Source organism: Spirillospora sp. NPDC047418 (assembly GCF_040643275.1).
GTDB lineage: Bacteria > Actinomycetota > Actinomycetes > Streptosporangiales > Streptosporangiaceae > Spirillospora.
The window spans coordinates 33,768-49,406 of sequence record NZ_JBEYTW010000039.1; the positions used below are offsets into that span (position 1 = coordinate 33,768).

Sequence of the window (15,639 nt, forward strand, 5' to 3'; positions counted from 1 at the left end):
GAGGAGAACCGAACGGTCACCCCGTGCGTCTGAGGGGAAACGCGGGCGGGCCCCGTGGGCCGGCCGCACCGAAATGTGAAGAGGAGGCCGCATGCCCGTGCTCGCCGTGGCGATCGGCGTGGTCGTCGCCATCATCCTGTTGATCGTCTTGTTCAAGATGGTCTGGCGGGTCGCCGAGCCGAACGAGGCTCTGATCATCTCCGGGCTCGGCGCCAAGTCCAAGCCGATCGACGGCGTGGACAGCCTCGGATTCAAGATCGTGACCGGCAAGGGGACGTCCGTCCTGCCCGGCTTCCAGGTGTCGCGGCGGCTGCAGCTCGACAGCCGCGCCGCCAACCTCGAAGTGAACTGCGTGACGCAGCAGGGCATCCCGGTCAAGGTGCGCGGCGTGGTCATCTACAAGGTCGGGGACGACCTGGTCTCGATCGCCAACGCGGCGCGGCGGTTCCTGGAGCAGCAGTCGTCCATGGACGGCGCGATCCACGAGCTGTTCACCGGCCACCTGCGCTCCATCATCGGCAACCTCACCGTCGAGGACCTGATCCTCAACCGGGAGCGGCTCACCTCCGAGACGCGCAGCTCCGCGGCCGACGAGATGAGCAAGCTGGGCCTGGTCGTCGACTCCCTGCAGATCCAGGAGATCGACGACGAGACCGACTACATCGCCAACCTGGGCCGCCCGCACGCCGCGCGGGTCGCCGCCGCCGCCCGCATCGCCGAGGCCGAGCGCAACCAGGAGGCCACCGAGCGCGAGCAGGAGACCGAGCGGCAGAACGCCGCGGTCATCCGCGACACCGAGATGAAGAAGGCCGAGTACGAGGGCCAGGTCCAGCAGGCCGCGCAGCTGGCCCGGCAGGAGGTCATCCTCAAGGAGACCCGCAACGCCGAGCTGGAGGCCGAGCGCACCGAGAAGCGCCTGGAGAGCGAGGTCCGCAAGCCCGCGGACGCCAAGGCGTACGAGCAGGTGAAGCTGGCCGAGGCCGAGCGCGACGAGCGCATCTCCTACGCCCAGGCCGCGGCGACCGAGGTCCAGCTGAAGGCCGAGCGCGAGTCCGAGGCCATCCGGCTGCTCGGTGAGGCCGAGGCCGACGCGACCCGGCAGAAGGGTCTCGCCGAGGCCGAGGCGATCAAGGCCCGTGCGGTCGCGCTGGCCGAGAACACCGACGCCGTCATCGCCCAGCAGCTCGCCGAGCAGTGGCCGCAGATCGTCGAGGCCGGCGCGGGCGTGTTCGGCAACGTCGACAACATGGTCGTGCTGAACGGCGCCGAGGGCATCGAGGACATGCTCGCCAAGGCCCTCACGCTCGGCGGCACGGGCCTCGGCGTCGCCCGCCAGCTGCTCGCCAACCTGAACGGCGCCCAGCCCGCCGCCAACGGCCACAACGGCGCGACCCCGGCCGTCCCCGCGGTGGAGATCCCCAAGGAGGACTGACACCGCACCCCCCCGCGAAGGCCCGGCCCCGCCGGGCCTTCCTGGCGTCAGGGGGCGGCCGGTCCCGCTAAGTTCGTTGCATGTCCGTGCCCCGGCTCGCCGTCTCCGTCGATCTTGTCGTGCTCACCGTGCGGGAGCAGCGCCTGTGCGCGCTGATGTGGCGGCGGGACCGGGCGCCCTACGACGGGGCGTGGTCGCTGCCGGGCGGGTTCATCCAGCTCGAGGAGGACCTGCCCGTCGCGGCGTCCAGGCTGATGGCGGAGCGGGCCGGGCTCGCGGACGTGCGGATCCACCTGGAGCAGCTCGCGACCTACGGCTACCCCGACCGCGACCCCCGGCAGCGGGTGGTGAGCGTCGCCTACCTGGGGCTGGCGCCCGACCTGCCCGCGTCCAGCCGCGCGCAGGTGCTGTGGACGGCGGTGGACGAGCTCGCCCACCGCGACCGGGCCGCGTTCGACCACCGGCGGATCCTGCGGGACGGGATGGAGCGCGCGCGGGCGAAGCTGGAGTACACGTCGCTGGCCGCCGCGTTCTGCCCGCCCGAGTTCACCGTCGCGGAACTGCGCCGCGTGTACGAGATCGTGTGGGGCACCAGCCTGGACCCGCGGAACTTCCACCGGAAGGTCACCGGCGCCGACCGCTTCCTCATCCCCACCGAGCACACCACGACCCGCGACGGCGGCCGTCCCGCCCGGCTGTACCGGCGCGGCGACGCCGAGCAGCTGCGCCCGCCGATGCTCCGCCCCCGGCCGTGACCCCGCGCCGGCGGGCTTGAACTGGGGCGACGTCGCGCGCACCGGGCGGCGGTTGCTATTTTCGCCCCCTATGAACGGTGACGAAGCGCTCGGCCTGCTCGTCCGGGACATCGGCGACGCGGGCGTCGCGGAGATGGCCGGCTCCCCCGGCCTCGCGGCGGCCGTCGACCAGCACGTGGCGGCCCTCCGCGATGAACTCGGCGCCCCCGGCCAGGACGAGCTGATGGCCTACCTGCACGGGTTCGCCAAGGACGCCTTCGACCGGGGCTGGTGGCCGCAGGACCCCTACGACTGGGAGTTCGTCCGGATCGTGGCCGTTTGCTGGATGATGAGGAACGCTGCATAGGCTGAGGGGCAGTCACCCCCACGCGATCTGGAGGACAACGGTGTCCGAGGCAACCACTCCGCGCTTCCGCTCCGTCCTCGACCGGTTCGTGGCTTACAAGCCCGGCAAGGTCGTGGTGTCACCCGAGGGCCGCTCGTTCAAGCTGTCGTCCAACGAGTCGCCGCACGGCCCCCTGCCGTCGGTCGTGGACGCGATCAGCGAGGCGGCCCGGAACATCAACCGCTACCCCGACAACAACGCGACGGCGCTGACCGAGGCGATCGCCCGCTTCTGCGGCGTCCCCGCCGACCACGTCGCCGTCGGCTGCGGTTCGGTCGGGATGACGCAGATGCTCCTGGAGGCGGTCGCCGAGCCCGGCGCCGAGGTCGTCTACGCGTGGCGCTCGTTCGAGGCGTACCCGCTGCTGGTCTCGCTGTCCGGGGCGACGGGCGTCCAGGTGGCGTTGAAGGACGAGACGCACGACCTGGCCGCGATGGCCGACGCGATCACGGAGAAGACGCGGCTGATCTTCGTCTGCAACCCGAACAACCCGACGGGCACCGCCGTCCGCCGCGCCGAGATCGAGGCGTTCCTCGACCGCGTCCCCGCCGACTGCCTGGTCGTGCTGGACGAGGCGTACCGCGAGTACATCCGCGACGAAGAAGTCCCGGACGGGCTCACCCTCTACGGCGACCGCCCGAACCTCGCGATCCTGCGCACGTTCTCGAAGGCGTACGGCCTCGCCGGCCTCCGCATCGGGTACCTCGTCGCGCACCCCGAGGTGGCGGGCGCGATCCGCAAGACGTTCCTGCCGTTCAGCGTGAACTCGATCGCCCAGGCCGCCGGCGTCGCGTCCCTGCAGGCCACCGACGAACTCCTGGAGCGCGTCGAGGGCACGGTCAAGGAGCGCGACCGCGTCCGCGGCGCCCTCCTCGCCGACGGCTGGACGGTCCCGCCGACCGAGGCGAACTTCGTCTGGCTCCGCCTGGGCGACCGCACGATGGAGTTCTCCGCCGCCTGCGACGCTCAGGGCGTGAGCGTCCGCCCCTTCGACGGCGAGGGCGCCCGGGTCTCCATCGGCTCCCCGCAGGAGAACGACGCCTTCCTGGACGTCGCCAGGACCTTCCCCCACCGCAACTAGAACCGTCCGGCCGGACAACGCGCGGCGGGCCGCTCAGGGGGTCTTGGCGGGGCCCAGTTTCTCGACGATCAGGCGGTAGAGCTGGCGGGGGCGGCCCGGTTGGGGGGTGCGGTTCGGGGGGAGGGGCCAGGCCAGGCCCTCCTCGACCAGGGTGCGCAGGAGGCGGCGGGCCGTGCGGGGGGTCACGCCGAGCATCTTGCCGGCGTTCTCCGCGTCCACGATGAGGGGTTGTTCCTGGTCGCCGAGTTTGTCGGCCAGGCGGGCCAGGATCTCCAGGCCCTTCGGCTTGGCCTGCGGCTGCGTGCGCGGCGGTGTGCGCGGGGCGGGCACCAGGGCGCGGCCGTCGCGGTCGAGGGCGAAGCCTTGGGCGCGCTGGGAGCTCTGGGAGCGGGCAAGGGCGGCGCGGGCGTGGTTCTCAGCCTCGTGGGCTGTGCGGCCCATGCCGATGCCGACTTCGATGGCCAGGCCTAGTTCTTCTCGGACGCGTTCCACGAACGGCGGGGTGCGGAAGCCCTCCGTGGACGTCGTTACAGAGCCTCGTGTCGCGATGACCAGGTAGCTGTGGTCGTCCAGGGGCCAGACGGAGGCGTTCATGCGGTGCGCCTCTTGGAGCAGGACCCGGTGCAGCGCGAGCTTGAGTTCGTCCCGCCAGTAGCGGGGCGTTACGCGGCGGGGTGTCTCGCGGAGCGTGGGGACGTCCACCAGGACTACGACCAGCTGGGACTCTTCGAGGCGGTGGTGGGCGCCGAGCAGTGCGGCGGTCTGCAGGGAGCTGCGGATCGCGGCGCCGGTCGGGCGGACGCGGATCGTCGGGACGCCCGCCATCTCCATGCGTTCGGCCGTGGCGTGTACGCAGGTCATCGCGACGGTCGTCGCGCCCCGGCGCCAGAGGCGCTCGTGGAACGCGGCCAGCGTGCCGGGGCCCGCGGCCTCCTCGCGGAGGTGGACCTGCTCGGTGCCGAGACTGATCTCGGAGTAGGCCTCCTCGACCTCGGCGCGGCCCAGCACGTCGATGCTGACCCGGGACGGGTCGAAGCGCTCGTCGAGCGACGCCCGCAGGAGGGCGCCCTGGAGGGCGGCGCCGTTCAGCGGCACGTACGTCGCGGGCATGGTGAGCACGCCGGCCTTGCGCGCGAAGTCGTACGGAACGGGACTCGCGAACAGGCACACGTCGACGCCCGAGCCGAGGCGGATGACCTTGTCGGCCGCCTCCTGCTCGTCCCGGTACGCGGCGGCGACCAGCCGGCTCGGTACCGGCGTCGGGCCGTGGCCCATCAGCATGACTCGTTCCACCAGCTCGTGGGGGCCCACGACGCCGATCGTGAGATCGGGCGTGACCGAACCCGTTCGTGCCGCCGTCATCGATGCTCGCTCGCTTCCGGTCCGTCCTCTCGGCGGGGGCACCGCCCCGGCCACCTGTTCGCGCACGTCTCGCCCAACGGTCGACTCATGGCTCGTCAGCCCTGCCTTCTGACCCAGCACCGCTGTTCGCGATTCGAGCCCCTCTGCTGGCAGATCGGGTCAGGACGACCGGATGTGACGCCCAGACGCGAAATCGAATCAAGAGTGCGGCGAAAAAGTAACCTACGCGACCCCCTGGTCAGTAATTTGTCACCAATCGGGCAGCCTCGATCCAGCATCTTCGGATGTCCGAAGTTGAAAGGCAAGGCCCTAAAACGCCGCTAGGGGCCCCTCCTGACGCTCTCGCGCATAGGAAGGACCCCTGGGGCACCGGTTTGGTTTACCTGCGGGCCGAAATCCGGACGTGTCGCTGCCGGCCGCACAAGAAAGACGAACGATCTGTCCGGACGGGCCGGATGATCACTTCCGGTGATTATTTTCCGCGTTACGGACCGTCCGAACCGGAGCGTGCCATGGGGATTCTTCCCAGGTCAGCGGCTCGGTCCGGCAGCCGTGCGGACGCATGTCATGACCGTGTGTAGCGGCGTGGCAACTCTTCGGCCCCCGGTTTTCGCGACGCGGCGTTACACGTCCCGTCAGGTGCGAACCCGGAGTTGGTCAGGACGGGGCCACAATCGGCCGTTCGCGGCCGCGGCCCCGCCCCGTCCGGCCCCTAGTCGGCTTCGCGGACGATCTCGGCGCCCAGTTGCGACAGCCGCTCGGCGGTGTGCGCGTGCCCGCGGTCGAGATAGTAGGCGGAGGTGATCGTCGTCTCGCCCTCCGCGGCGAGGCCCGCGAGGACGAGCGCGCTGCCGCAGCGCAGGTCGTGCGCCTCCACCTCGGCGCCGCGCAGCGCGCGGGGGCCGTTCACCTTCGCCCGGCTGCCGTCCACCTCGATGTCGGCGCCCATCTTCGCCAGCTCGCCGGCCAGCTTGAACCGGCCGTCGAAGATCCGCTCGTAGATGTAGGACGGGCCCTCGGCGAGGCAGGACAGCGCCATGAGCGGCGACTGCAGGTCGGTGGCGAAGCCCGGGTACTCGTCGGTGATGACGTTGATCGGGCGGAGCGTCCGGTCGCGGCGGACCTGCAGCACGGCGCCCTGCTGGTGGAACTCCAGCCCCATCTGCTCCAGCTTGTCGGCGGCGACGCCGAGGTGCTCCAGCGAGGCGCCGACGAGGCTCAGGTCGCCGCCGGTGATCGCGGCGGCCATCACGAACACGCCGGCGTCGATCCGGTCGGGCATCACGGTGTGCTCGACGGCGGTCAGCTCCTCCACGCCCTCGACCGTGACGAACCCGGTGCCGCCGCCGCTGATCTTGGCGCCCATCGCCTGCAGGATCGCGATGTTGTCCAGCACCTCCGGCTCCAGCGCCGCGTTCTTGATCAGCGTGGTGCCGCGGGCCAGCGCGGCCGCCATGATCAGGTTCTCGGTGCCGGTGTGCGACGGGGTGTCGCAGTAGAGCGTCCCGCCGCGCAGGTCGCCCGCCTTGATGTGGATGATGCCGTCGCCGTTGTCGGCCACGTGCTCGGTGACCGTGGCGCCCATCCGCTTGAAGCCGTTGTAGTGGAAGTCCAGGTTGCGGCTGCCGAGGTTGCAGCCGCCGACGCCCTCGATGACGGCCTCGCCGAGCCGGTGCAGCAGTGCCGGGACGAACAGGAACGAGCCGCGGAACCGGGACGCGATGTCGGCGGGCAGCACCGGGCTGCTGAGCGAGGACGCGTCGATGACCAGGGTGCGCTCGGTCTCGTGCAGTTCGGCCTTGGCCCCGATGGCCCGCGCGAGCTCCACCGCCCGCCGCACGTCCTCAATGATCGGGACGTTGCGCAGGACGGTCCGTCCCTTGGCGGCCATCAGCGAGGCACCGATCATCGGCAGGACGGCGTTCTTCGCCCCCTGGATGAAGACCGTGCCGTGCAGCTGCCTGCCGCCGCGCACGCGGTAGCGAACCTCGTGGCCCATGCTCATGCCGCCTAACTCCTTCTCGGGTGCGGGTAGGTGCCTGCCATCAAGTGGGAGCACGAGGGCCGAGCGCGCCGAACGGTGTCCCCCCTCTGCGCCAACGCGACCCCAGTAAACCACCGGACCGGGCATGTGCCGTCCGGCCCGCGCCACCCTGGCGCCAGTCTGCTAGGTGAGACCTCAGCAACACGCCAAAAGTTCGCACTCCCCCAGGAAATTTCCCAAGGTGAGCCTAGGGGCGGCGCATCACCGCAGGGGCGGTTATCGTGATCATCCATGGACGAATCGCCCGGCTGGGACGCCATCGACGCCGCCCTCCGCCCGCTCTACGGCGACACCCGGCCGTACCATCTCGGCACGATCCACAAATGGGCGCTGGGAGGCCCCGACCCGCTCGACGGGATCAGCGTCTACGCCCGCACCGAACCCGTCCCGCACTGGCATTTCATCTCCTACGGCATGACGGAGCTGTACACCAAGGAGTCGGAGAACCCGGACGAGTCGGGCTGGGGCTTCGAGTTCACCTTCCGGCTCGCCCGCGACCCCGCCGAGGAGCAGCCGCCGGTGTGGGCGGCGAGCCTGCTGCAGAACCTCGGCCGGTACGTGTACACGTCCGGCAACTGGTTCGAGGCCGGCCACCACATGGACGTCAACGGGCCGATCGCCGCCGACCGCGAGGACTCGGAGATCCGCGCGGTGACGTTCGTCCGGGACCCAGAGCTGGGGGAGATCTCCACGCCGCACGGCACGGTCGTGTTCCTCCAGGTCGTGGGGCTCGCGATGGAGGAGTACGAGGCGCTGCGCCGATGGAACGCCGACGGGATGGCGGCGGCGCTCGCGCCGCACCTGCCGCTCTTCGTGACCGACCTCGACCGCCGGTCGCTGCTCGCCGACCCCGCCGTCGCCCGCGCCGTCGAGGAGGGCATCGCGCGGGACGGCTCCAGCGGCGGCGTGCTGTTCGTGTCCACGGCGCACTGGGAGCGCGCCGGCGACGCGACGACGCTGCGGCTCGGCGCCCTCCAGGCCCCGGCGATCGCCGAGTCGCTGCGCGGCCGCCTGCCGTTCGGGCGCGAACTGGTCCTGCGGACCGACGACATGGCCCTGGCGTTCCTGCCGGCCGACGCGTTCGCGGTCGAGGAGCCGGCCGAGGGCGTGCTGGAGGTACACGTGCCCGCGGCCGCGCTGGAGGACCTCAACGCCGTCCTGCTGCCCACGGCGGGACGCAGGGCCGTCGCGTCCGTCCCGGGGCTCACCGTCGAGATCGTGCCGACCGCGATGAAGGACCGTTTCGGGGAGGAGACCGGCGAGGTCGTCGGCTGAACGGCGCGAGCCCTGGCCGGCTACCTCAGCGGGCTACCTCAGCGGCCTTCCTCAGCGGGCTTCGAGGATCTCGATCTCGTCGCCGACCGTGAGGGTGCCCAGCGCGCGCGGGACGGCGTTGTAGCCGAACTGGATGCCGCGGTCCTTGGTGCGGTAGGTGGCGAGGGTCCGGAGCGGCTCACGTCCGCGCTCGGCGGTCTCCTGGTCGGTGGTGGTGATGAGGCACCGCGCGCACGGTTTCACCATCTCGATGACGGCGTCGCCCACGCGCAGCAGGCGCACGTCGTCCTCGCCGTAGGGGCCGAGGCCCTCGAAGACGAGGCTCGGACGGAACCGGTTCATCGGGAGCGGCTCGTCCAGGCGCGTGTTGAGGTCGGCCAGGGACTCGGCGGAGATGACCAGCAGCGGATACCCGTCCGCGAACATCACCTCGCCCCCGCCCCTGGACGTCGCCCGGTGACCGGTGAAGCGGACGAGCCGGCACTCGCTGTCGAGCAGCTCGGAGAACCAGGTGGCGGCCTCCTCGCCCTGGTCGATGCCGAGGAGCTCCTTCCGCTGGATGAACACGTCCCGGACCGCACCGTCGTCCACGGCCTTGTGGACGAGCGGTGCGGCGCCCGGCGCGTTCACCGTGAGGACCTCGCCGTCATAGGACGGACGCAGCAGCGCCATCCGCGCGAGCTCCCGCTGCGACAGGAAGCGGCCCCCGGGCCCGACCAGCATGAACTCGCGGTCGAAGGGCAGCCCGCGCGGGGTCAGCCCGGCGGTGCGCAGCGCGGTCCCGCCGCCGCTCTTGAGCGGGTAGGCGTTCAACTCGGTCAGGGTCCCGTGCAAGGCCCCACTCCTCGGTCTTCTCAGCGGAGCGCGGCGAGCCGGTCGAACACCGGGCCCAGCCGCTCGACGAAACGCTCCGGACGGCACACGTCGTCCAGGCGCTTCTCGTCCAACGTCAGTCCCGCTTCGGCGGCGTGCCTGCGCAGCGTCTCGCGGAACGGCGTCCCCGTCTCCCAGGTCTCCATCGCGGCCTTCTGGACGAGCGGGTACGCCTCGTCGTCGCGCGACATGCCCGCCTCGACCAGTTCCAGCAGCACGGTCGAGGTGTAGATCAGGCCGCCGGTCGACTCCAGGTTCTCCGTCATGCGCGCCTCGTCGACGACGAGCCCGGACATGAGGCGGTTCGTGAGGTTGAGCATGTAGTCGAGCGCGATGGACGCGTCCGGCAGCGCGATCCGCTCCGTGGACGAGTGCGAGATGTCGCGCTCGTGCCACAGCGGGACGCCCTCCAGCACCGGGACGATCTGCGCCCGCACGATCCGCGCCATCCCGGCGAGCCGCTCGGAGATGATCGGGTTCTTCTTGTGCGGCATCGCCGACGAGCCCTTCTGGCCCTTCCCGAACGGCTCCCACAGCTCCCGGACCTCGGTGCGCTGCCCGTGCCGCACCTCCAGCGCGACCGCCTCGCACACCGTCGCCATGATCGCCAGCGCGGACACCCATTCGCTGATGCCGTCCCGCATGACGACCTGCGTCGACACGTCCGCCGGCGTGAGGCCCAGCTTGCGCGCGACGTGCAGCTCGACCGCCGGGTCGATGTTGGAGTACGTCCCGACGGCGCCCGAGATCGCCATCACGCCGACGGCCTCGCGGGCGCGGCGCAGCCGGTCCCGGGACCGGGCCGCGGCGAACGCGAAGTCGGCGACGCGGTGGCCCCAGACGTCCGGCTCGCCGTGGATGCCGTGCGTCCGCCCGACCCGCAGCGTGCCCCGGTGGGCCAGCGCGTGGTCGCGCAGCGTCCCGACGAGCCGGTCGGCCTTCGCCAGCAGGATGTCGGTGGCCTCGACCAGCTGGAGCGCGAGCGCGGTGTCCAGCAGGTCGGACGACGTCATGCCGAAGTGCACGTACCGGGCGGCCTCGCGCGGCTCGGTGTTGTCGGCCCACGCCGACAGGAAGGCGATCACGTCGTGCTGCGTGACCGCCTCGATCTCGTGCACCGCCTCCGGCGTCGGCGGCGGTGCCTTGCGCACCGGCTCCACCACCTCCGGCGGGATCGTGCCGGCCTCGGCGTGGGCCTCGACGACGAGGACCTCCACCTGGCACCACAGCTCGTATTTGTGCGCGTCGCTCCAGACGCGCCCCATGTCCGGAAGTGTGTACCGCTCGATCACCCGCCCATTGTCCCAGGTCTCGCGGCCACTCCGCCCGCCCGGGGCGCGCGGTGCCCCCGGTGGAGGACGGCCGGTCAGGCTCGGGCGGCCTTCAAGGCGATGTCGGTGCGGTGGTGGGACGCGCGCAGGGTGATTTTGGACATGGCCTCGTACGCCGTCGTGCGAGCGGCCTGGAGGTCCGGGCCGGTGCCCACGACGTTCAGCACGCGGCCTCCGTTCGTCAGGAGGCGGCCGTCTTCGGCGAGCTTCGTGCCCGCGTGGAGGATGTAGGCGCCGTCCACCTTGGACGCCTCGTCCAGGCCGGTGATCTCGTCGCCCTTCACGGGGGCGGCCGGGTAGCCCTCGGCGGCCAGGACGACCGTCACGGCCGAGCCCGGGTGCCATTCGGGACGGAAGCCGGGGTCCAGTGCGCCGATCGCGCATGCTTGCAGCAGCGTGGCGAGCGGGGTCGCCAGGCGGTCGAGGACGGACTGGGTCTCGGGGTCGCCGAAGCGGGCGTTGAACTCGACGACGCGAACACCCTTGGACGTCAGCGCCAGACCCGCGTACAGAGTCCCCACGTAGGGGATCTCACGGCGGCGGAGTTCGTCCACGGCCGGCTGGACGACCGTCGACATGACCTCGTCCACGAGGTCCGGGGAGAGCCAGGGCAGCGGGGTGTAGGCGCCCATTCCGCCCGTGTTGGGTCCGGCGTCGCCGTCGTAGGCGCGCTTGAAGTCCTGGGCCGGCAGGAGCGGGACGGCGCTCTGGCCGTCGCACAGGGCGAACAGGGACACCTCGGGGCCGTCCAGGAACTCCTCGATCACGACGCGCTCGCAGACGGCGGCGTGCCGGGAGGCGATCGCGCGGTCCTCGGTGACGACGACGCCCTTGCCGGCGGCCAGGCCGTCGTCCTTCACGACGTAGGGCGGGCCGAAGGCGTCGAGCGCCTCCTCGGCCTGCGCGGTCGTGTCGCAGACCCGCGCGTCGGCGGTCGGGACGCCGGCCGCCGCCATGATCTCCTTCGCGAACGCCTTGGACGCCTCGATGCGGGCGGCGGCGCGGTCCGGGCCGAAGCACGGGATCCCCGCCGTGCGCAGGGCGTCGCCGACGCCCGCGACCAGCACGGCCTCCGGGCCGATGACGACGAGGTCGGCGCGCAGCCGTCCGGCCAGCTCCGTCACCGCCGTCGGGTCGCACGGGTCGAGCTGGTGGTTGTCCGCGACCTCGGCCGTGCCCGGGTTGCCCGGGGCGCAGTGGAGGGCGGTGACGGCAGGGTCGCGGTGCAGGGCGCGGGCGAGCGCATGCTCGCGGCCACCCGATCCAAGGACGAGTACTCGCACGTGACGCGAGCTTACAGACCGCCGTGCGGGGAATGGCGCCCGCAGGCCCCGCCGTTACGGGGACGGGGCGAGTGAGGCGACCGTCACAGCGGGGACGGGTGAACCTCGGCGTTGCGGGCGGCGTCCTAAATGTCGGCTGATAAGCTGCAGCGGGCTTGACCGCCCAGTGTCGAGGTGCGTGAAAGGAGGTGGTCGGGATGAGTCCTGGTGATCCTTGCAGTTCGCCGGAGAACCCTCACAGTCCGCACAGGACTGCCCTTCCGTCCGCCTTCATCTGGCATCCGGCCACCGTGCTCGCGCGCTCCCTTCGCTGACCAGCCTGGGTTGAGCGCGCGCTCTACGTGCGTGGCCGGCGGGTTAGGAGCACCTCATGGCCATGACACGAGTCCGCCCGGGCCGCGCGCTGTTCAAGACACGCGGCCGCCCCAACGGCGTGCAGGCTCCAAACCGCGATTCCGCCGTCATCGACTGGGCCGCCTACATCGACGGCCACCGGGTCTGCACCGACACCGTCGCCGACGCCGTCCGCCTCGTCCGCGACGGGCGCCTCGTCCCGGACGGCGATAGCGCCGGTTTCGTCTGGGTCGGCCTCTTCGAGCCGTCTGCCACCGAACTCGCCGACATCGCCGAGGTCTTCGGCCTGCACCCGCTCGCCGTCGAGGACGCGATCCACGCCCACCAGCGGCCGAAGCTGGAGCGCTACGACGACCTCCACTTCGTCGTGATGAAGACCGTCGGCTACGTGCCGAGCGAGCCCGGCGGCGCCGAGGTCGTCGTCACCGGCGAGATCATGCTGTTCTGCGGGCCCGACTTCGTCGTCACCGTCCGGCACGGCTCGCACGGCGAACTCGGCGCCGTCCGCCGCGACCTGGAGAAGGACCCGGCCCGGCTCGCCCTCGGCCCCGCCGCCGTCCTGCACGCCGTCGCCGACCGCGTCGTGGACGGCTACGTCGGCGTCGCCAACGCCGTCATGGAGGACATCGACGAGGTCGAAGAGGCCGTCTTCTCCCCCGAGCGCACCGACGAGTCCCGCCGCATCTACCGCCTCAAGCGCGAGGTCATCCAGCTCAAGCGCGCCGTCGGCCCGCTCGCCGGCCCGCTGCGCAGCCTGTCCGGCCGCCGCTTCGTCCCGGCCGAGATCAAGGAGTACCTGCGCGACGTCGAGGACCACCTCACCCGCGTCCGCGAGCAGGTCGAGTCCTACGACGAACTCCTCAACCCGATCCTCCAGGCGCACATGACCCAGGTCACCGTCGCCGACAACAAGGACATGCGCAGGATCTCCGCCTGGGGCGCCATCTTCATGGTCCCCACGGCGATAGCGGGGGTCTACGGCATGAACTTCAAGTACATGCCCGAGACCCAGTGGCAGTTCGGCTACCCGATGATCCTCTGCATCATCGCCGGCGCCTGCTTCTCCCTCTACCGGGGCTTCCGCCGCAACGGCTGGCTCTGACCCGGCCCCTTTGAACGCCCCGCCGGTGGGGCCGCTCAGGTGGGCGCGGCCGGGGGGAGGAGCGCGGTCAGCGCGGCCGTGAACGCCTGCTCGATGACCTCGGCGGTGACGGCCTCGGGGTCGGCGAGGTGCTCGTTGACCAGGCCGTTGGTGAGGCAGTGCAGGATCAGCCCGGCCAGCTCCGCGGTGACGGCCGGGGTGCCGCCGGTGCGGTCGGTCACCTCGGCGATGGCGCGGGCGGCGGTGTCGCGCTGCGCGCGGCGCATCGGGGCCAGCACGGCGCGGGTCCGCTCGTCGCGGGAGGCGCGGGCGGCGAACTCCAGGCCGAGCTGGCCGCGTCCGGTGTCGGTGACGATCCGGTCGGCGATGAGCCCGGCGACCCGTTCGATCATCGTGTCGGCGTCAGCAGTGCGGTCGATCTCGGCGATCACGGTGGCCAGTTCGTCCTCCGCGCCCCGCCCGAGGACGGCGCCGAACAGTCCCTGCTTGCCGCCGAAGTTGGAGTAGACGGCGCCCTTGGTGAAGCCGGCGGCGTGGGCGATGTCCTCGATCCGGGCGTCGTCGTAGCCGCGCTCGGTGAACACCCGCACCGCCTCGTCCAGCAGCCGGCGCCGCACCTCCTCGCGCGGGACCCGCCGCGCGGGCTCTGGGTTGTCGGTCATGTCCGAACTGTAGCATACTCAAAGTATTCAGTACTTTCGGTATCGACTTTGGAGGCCCGTTGACACCCGCACCGCGCCGCGCCCTGCTCCCCGCCGCGGGGGCGCTGCTCCTGCTCGCGCCCCTCACCGGCTGCGGCGCCTCGGCCGACGACGCCGCGCCGCAACGGCGCGACTTCGACCCGCCCGGCTCCCGCCTCACCATCACCAAGGACCAGGGCGACCTGGACATCCGGCCCGCCGACGTGGCGAAGATCCAGGTGACGCGCTGGTTCGACCGGTGGACGTTCATCGGCGGCAAGCCGACCGCGACCTGGGAACTCGCCGGCGACCAGCTCACCCTGGCCACCGACTGCGGCACCCTGATCGGCGGCTGCGCCGTCCGCTACCGGATCCTGGTCCCCCGCGACCTCGCGGTCGGCATCCAGGGCCAGAACGGGACGATCTCGGCGACCGGCTTCAGCACCGCGCTGAGCATCCGCAGTACCAACGGCGCGATCAGGGTCGCCGGTGCCACCGGCCCGCTCGCCCTGCGCACCGAGAACGGCGGACTGCGCTCCACCGATACGAGGTCACCGCAGGTCAGGGCCGTCTCCGAAAGCGGCAAGGTCGACCTGTCCTTCGCCGCGGCGCCGCGGCAGGTGGCCGTGACCACCGAGAACGGCGAGGTGAACGTGACGGTCCCGCGCGCCGCCTACAAGGTCGCGACCACCACTGACAGCGGGGACGTGCACGCCGACGTCCCGAAGGACGCCGCCGCCCCCCGCTCCATCACCGTCCGCACCGACAGCGGCGCGATCACACTGCGCACCACCGGGGGCGGGTGACCGCGCTCATCCGCGGCTCATCCGCGGCTTAGAGCGCCGCGGTGGACAGGACGTCGGCGGCGACGTCCGGATAGTCGGTGACTATCGCGTCCACGCCGTACTTGGTGAAGCGGGTCATGTCCTCGGGCTCGTTGACCGTCCAGACGATGACGGGAAGGGCGAAGGTGTGGGCCTCGTCCACCAGTTCGGGGGTGGTGATGACGTGCTCGGGAGAGATGGCCGTCGCGCCGATCGCCACTGCGGCGGCTACGGGGTCGTCTGGGGAGAGGCCCGCGAGCCAAGGCGAGTTGGGGACGAGGGTCTTGCGTTCGATCAGCGCTACGCGGCCCAGGTCCGGGTAGTGGTGCCGGGCTTCGGTGAGGATGCGCCAGTCGAAGGCCAGGAGGCGGGTTCTGCGGGTGACGGCGTAGGTCTCCAGGACGTCCACTACGGCGGCGGTGAAGAGTTCTACTTCTTCGTCCGTCCACGTGGGGTCGGTCTTGAGTTCCACGGAGAGGCTCACACCGGTCGGGGCCAGGAGGGCGCACGCCTCGGCGAGCGTGGGGATGCCCGCGCCGGCGCCCGCGTCCACTGTGCGGAGCTGGGCGAGTGTCAGTTCGCGGATCGGCTTGCCCACGTAGGGGAACGCCGGGTCGTCGGGCTGGGCGGGGGCGGTGTCCGCGAGGTTCCTCGGTGAGAGGACCTGGTCGTGGTTCAGGACGACCGTGCCGTCCGCCGACAGGCCCACGTCCAGTTCGATGGCGTCCACGCCCAGATCGAGGGCGTGGACGAAGCCGGGGAGGGTGTTCTCCGGGCGGAGGCCGCGCGCGCCCCGGTGCCCGTGCACCTCGACGGTAGGGATCACCGCACGCACGCTACCGTCCGTTACCGAACACC

14 protein-coding genes are annotated in these 15,639 nt (G+C 71.5%); 7 read left to right on the forward strand and 7 right to left on the reverse strand.

The genetic code is table 11. The annotated features are described in order from the left end of the window. Nucleotides 1-91: 91 nt before the first annotated feature. The 4 genes from ABZ806_RS23755 to hisC all read left to right on the forward strand — a co-directional run bounded on the left by ABZ806_RS23755 (nucleotide 92) and on the right by hisC (nucleotide 3,653). A complete protein-coding gene (locus ABZ806_RS23755) occupies nucleotides 92-1,432 on the forward strand; it encodes a flotillin family protein (protein ID WP_500219554.1) in 1,341 nt (446 codons plus the stop codon). Between the two features lie 80 nt (nucleotides 1,433-1,512). Further along, the gene (locus ABZ806_RS23760) at nucleotides 1,513-2,187 is read left to right on the forward strand and encodes an NUDIX hydrolase (protein ID WP_500219555.1); all 675 of its coding nucleotides are present in this window, start codon (nucleotides 1,513-1,515) and stop codon (nucleotides 2,185-2,187) included. Between the two features lie 70 nt (nucleotides 2,188-2,257). After that, entirely contained in the window at nucleotides 2,258-2,533 is a 276-nt protein-coding gene (locus ABZ806_RS23765) for a DUF6401 family natural product biosynthesis protein (RefSeq protein WP_500219556.1), read from the forward strand. A 40-nt stretch (nucleotides 2,534-2,573) separates the two neighbouring features. Then, nucleotides 2,574-3,653 carry a histidinol-phosphate transaminase gene (gene hisC / locus ABZ806_RS23770; RefSeq protein ID WP_500219557.1) on the forward strand — a complete coding sequence of 360 codons (1,080 nt, stop codon included), beginning with the start codon at nucleotides 2,574-2,576 and terminating at the stop codon, nucleotides 3,651-3,653. Between the two features lie 33 nt (nucleotides 3,654-3,686). Here hisC and ABZ806_RS23775 read toward each other — a convergent pair whose 3' ends face one another. Both ABZ806_RS23775 and murA read right to left on the reverse strand, forming a co-directional pair. Further along, on the reverse strand, nucleotides 3,687-4,949 hold the full coding sequence (locus tag ABZ806_RS23775) for a transcriptional regulator (RefSeq protein ID WP_500219593.1): 1,263 nt from the start codon (nucleotides 4,947-4,949) through the stop codon (nucleotides 3,687-3,689). A 778-nt stretch (nucleotides 4,950-5,727) separates the two neighbouring features. Further along, on the reverse strand, nucleotides 5,728-7,014 hold the full coding sequence (murA, locus tag ABZ806_RS23780; RefSeq protein ID WP_500219594.1) for a UDP-N-acetylglucosamine 1-carboxyvinyltransferase: 1,287 nt from the start codon (nucleotides 7,012-7,014) through the stop codon (nucleotides 5,728-5,730). A 276-nt stretch (nucleotides 7,015-7,290) separates the two neighbouring features. Between murA and ABZ806_RS23785 the strand changes: the two genes are divergently transcribed. Then, nucleotides 7,291-8,334 (forward strand): suppressor of fused domain protein, encoded by a 1,044-nt coding sequence (locus ABZ806_RS23785; RefSeq protein WP_500219558.1) that lies wholly within the window; start codon nucleotides 7,291-7,293, stop codon nucleotides 8,332-8,334. Between the two features lie 51 nt (nucleotides 8,335-8,385). Here the strand turns inward: ABZ806_RS23785 and ABZ806_RS23790 are convergent, their stop codons facing one another. From ABZ806_RS23790 to purD, 3 genes are all read right to left on the reverse strand, one after another. After that, entirely contained in the window at nucleotides 8,386-9,168 is a 783-nt protein-coding gene (locus ABZ806_RS23790) for an MOSC domain-containing protein (RefSeq protein ID WP_500219559.1), read from the reverse strand. Nucleotides 9,169-9,188: 20 nt separating this feature from the next. Next, entirely contained in the window at nucleotides 9,189-10,499 is a 1,311-nt protein-coding gene (gene purB / locus ABZ806_RS23795) for an adenylosuccinate lyase (protein ID WP_500219560.1), read from the reverse strand. 74 nt (nucleotides 10,500-10,573) lie between these two features. Further along, nucleotides 10,574-11,821 (reverse strand): phosphoribosylamine--glycine ligase, encoded by a 1,248-nt coding sequence (gene purD, locus ABZ806_RS23800; RefSeq protein WP_500219561.1) that lies wholly within the window; start codon nucleotides 11,819-11,821, stop codon nucleotides 10,574-10,576. 370 nt (nucleotides 11,822-12,191) lie between these two features. Between purD and ABZ806_RS23805 the strand changes: the two genes are divergently transcribed. Then, nucleotides 12,192-13,277, forward strand: a complete 1,086-nt coding sequence (locus ABZ806_RS23805; protein WP_500219562.1) for a magnesium and cobalt transport protein CorA — start codon at nucleotides 12,192-12,194, stop codon at nucleotides 13,275-13,277. Between the two features lie 35 nt (nucleotides 13,278-13,312). On the opposite strand, the gene ABZ806_RS23810 is transcribed toward ABZ806_RS23805, so the two are convergent. Further along, complete coding sequence (locus ABZ806_RS23810; RefSeq protein WP_500219563.1) at nucleotides 13,313-13,939, reverse strand: TetR/AcrR family transcriptional regulator; 627 nt, start codon at nucleotides 13,937-13,939, stop codon at nucleotides 13,313-13,315. A gap of 59 nt (nucleotides 13,940-13,998) precedes the next feature. Here ABZ806_RS23810 and ABZ806_RS23815 point away from each other — a divergent pair, with 59 nt between their 5' ends. Beyond that, nucleotides 13,999-14,763, forward strand: a complete 765-nt coding sequence (locus ABZ806_RS23815) for a DUF4097 family beta strand repeat-containing protein (RefSeq protein ID WP_500219564.1) — start codon at nucleotides 13,999-14,001, stop codon at nucleotides 14,761-14,763. Between the two features lie 28 nt (nucleotides 14,764-14,791). On the opposite strand, the gene ABZ806_RS23820 is transcribed toward ABZ806_RS23815, so the two are convergent. Further along, the gene (locus ABZ806_RS23820; protein ID WP_500219565.1) at nucleotides 14,792-15,607 is read right to left on the reverse strand and encodes a glycerophosphodiester phosphodiesterase family protein; all 816 of its coding nucleotides are present in this window, start codon (nucleotides 15,605-15,607) and stop codon (nucleotides 14,792-14,794) included. Nucleotides 15,608-15,639: the final 32 nt, after the last annotated feature.

What these genes read in the sequence shown, in the direction of transcription:
- ABZ806_RS23755 (WP_500219554.1), top strand. Translation starts at nt 92, where the DNA reads ATGCCCGTGCTCGCCGTGGCGATCGGCGTGGTCGTCGCCATCATCCTG.
- ABZ806_RS23760 (WP_500219555.1), top strand. Translation starts at nt 1,513, where the DNA reads ATGTCCGTGCCCCGGCTCGCCGTCTCCGTCGATCTTGTCGTGCTCACC.
- ABZ806_RS23765 (WP_500219556.1), top strand. Translation starts at nt 2,258, where the DNA reads ATGAACGGTGACGAAGCGCTCGGCCTGCTCGTCCGGGACATCGGCGAC.
- murA (WP_500219594.1), bottom strand. Translation starts at nt 7,014, where the DNA reads ATGGGCCACGAGGTTCGCTACCGCGTGCGCGGCGGCAGGCAGCTGCAC.
- ABZ806_RS23785 (WP_500219558.1), top strand. Translation starts at nt 7,291, where the DNA reads ATGGACGAATCGCCCGGCTGGGACGCCATCGACGCCGCCCTCCGCCCG.
- ABZ806_RS23805 (WP_500219562.1), top strand. Translation starts at nt 12,192, where the DNA reads ATGGCCATGACACGAGTCCGCCCGGGCCGCGCGCTGTTCAAGACACGC.
- ABZ806_RS23810 (WP_500219563.1), bottom strand. Translation starts at nt 13,939, where the DNA reads ATGACCGACAACCCAGAGCCCGCGCGGCGGGTCCCGCGCGAGGAGGTG.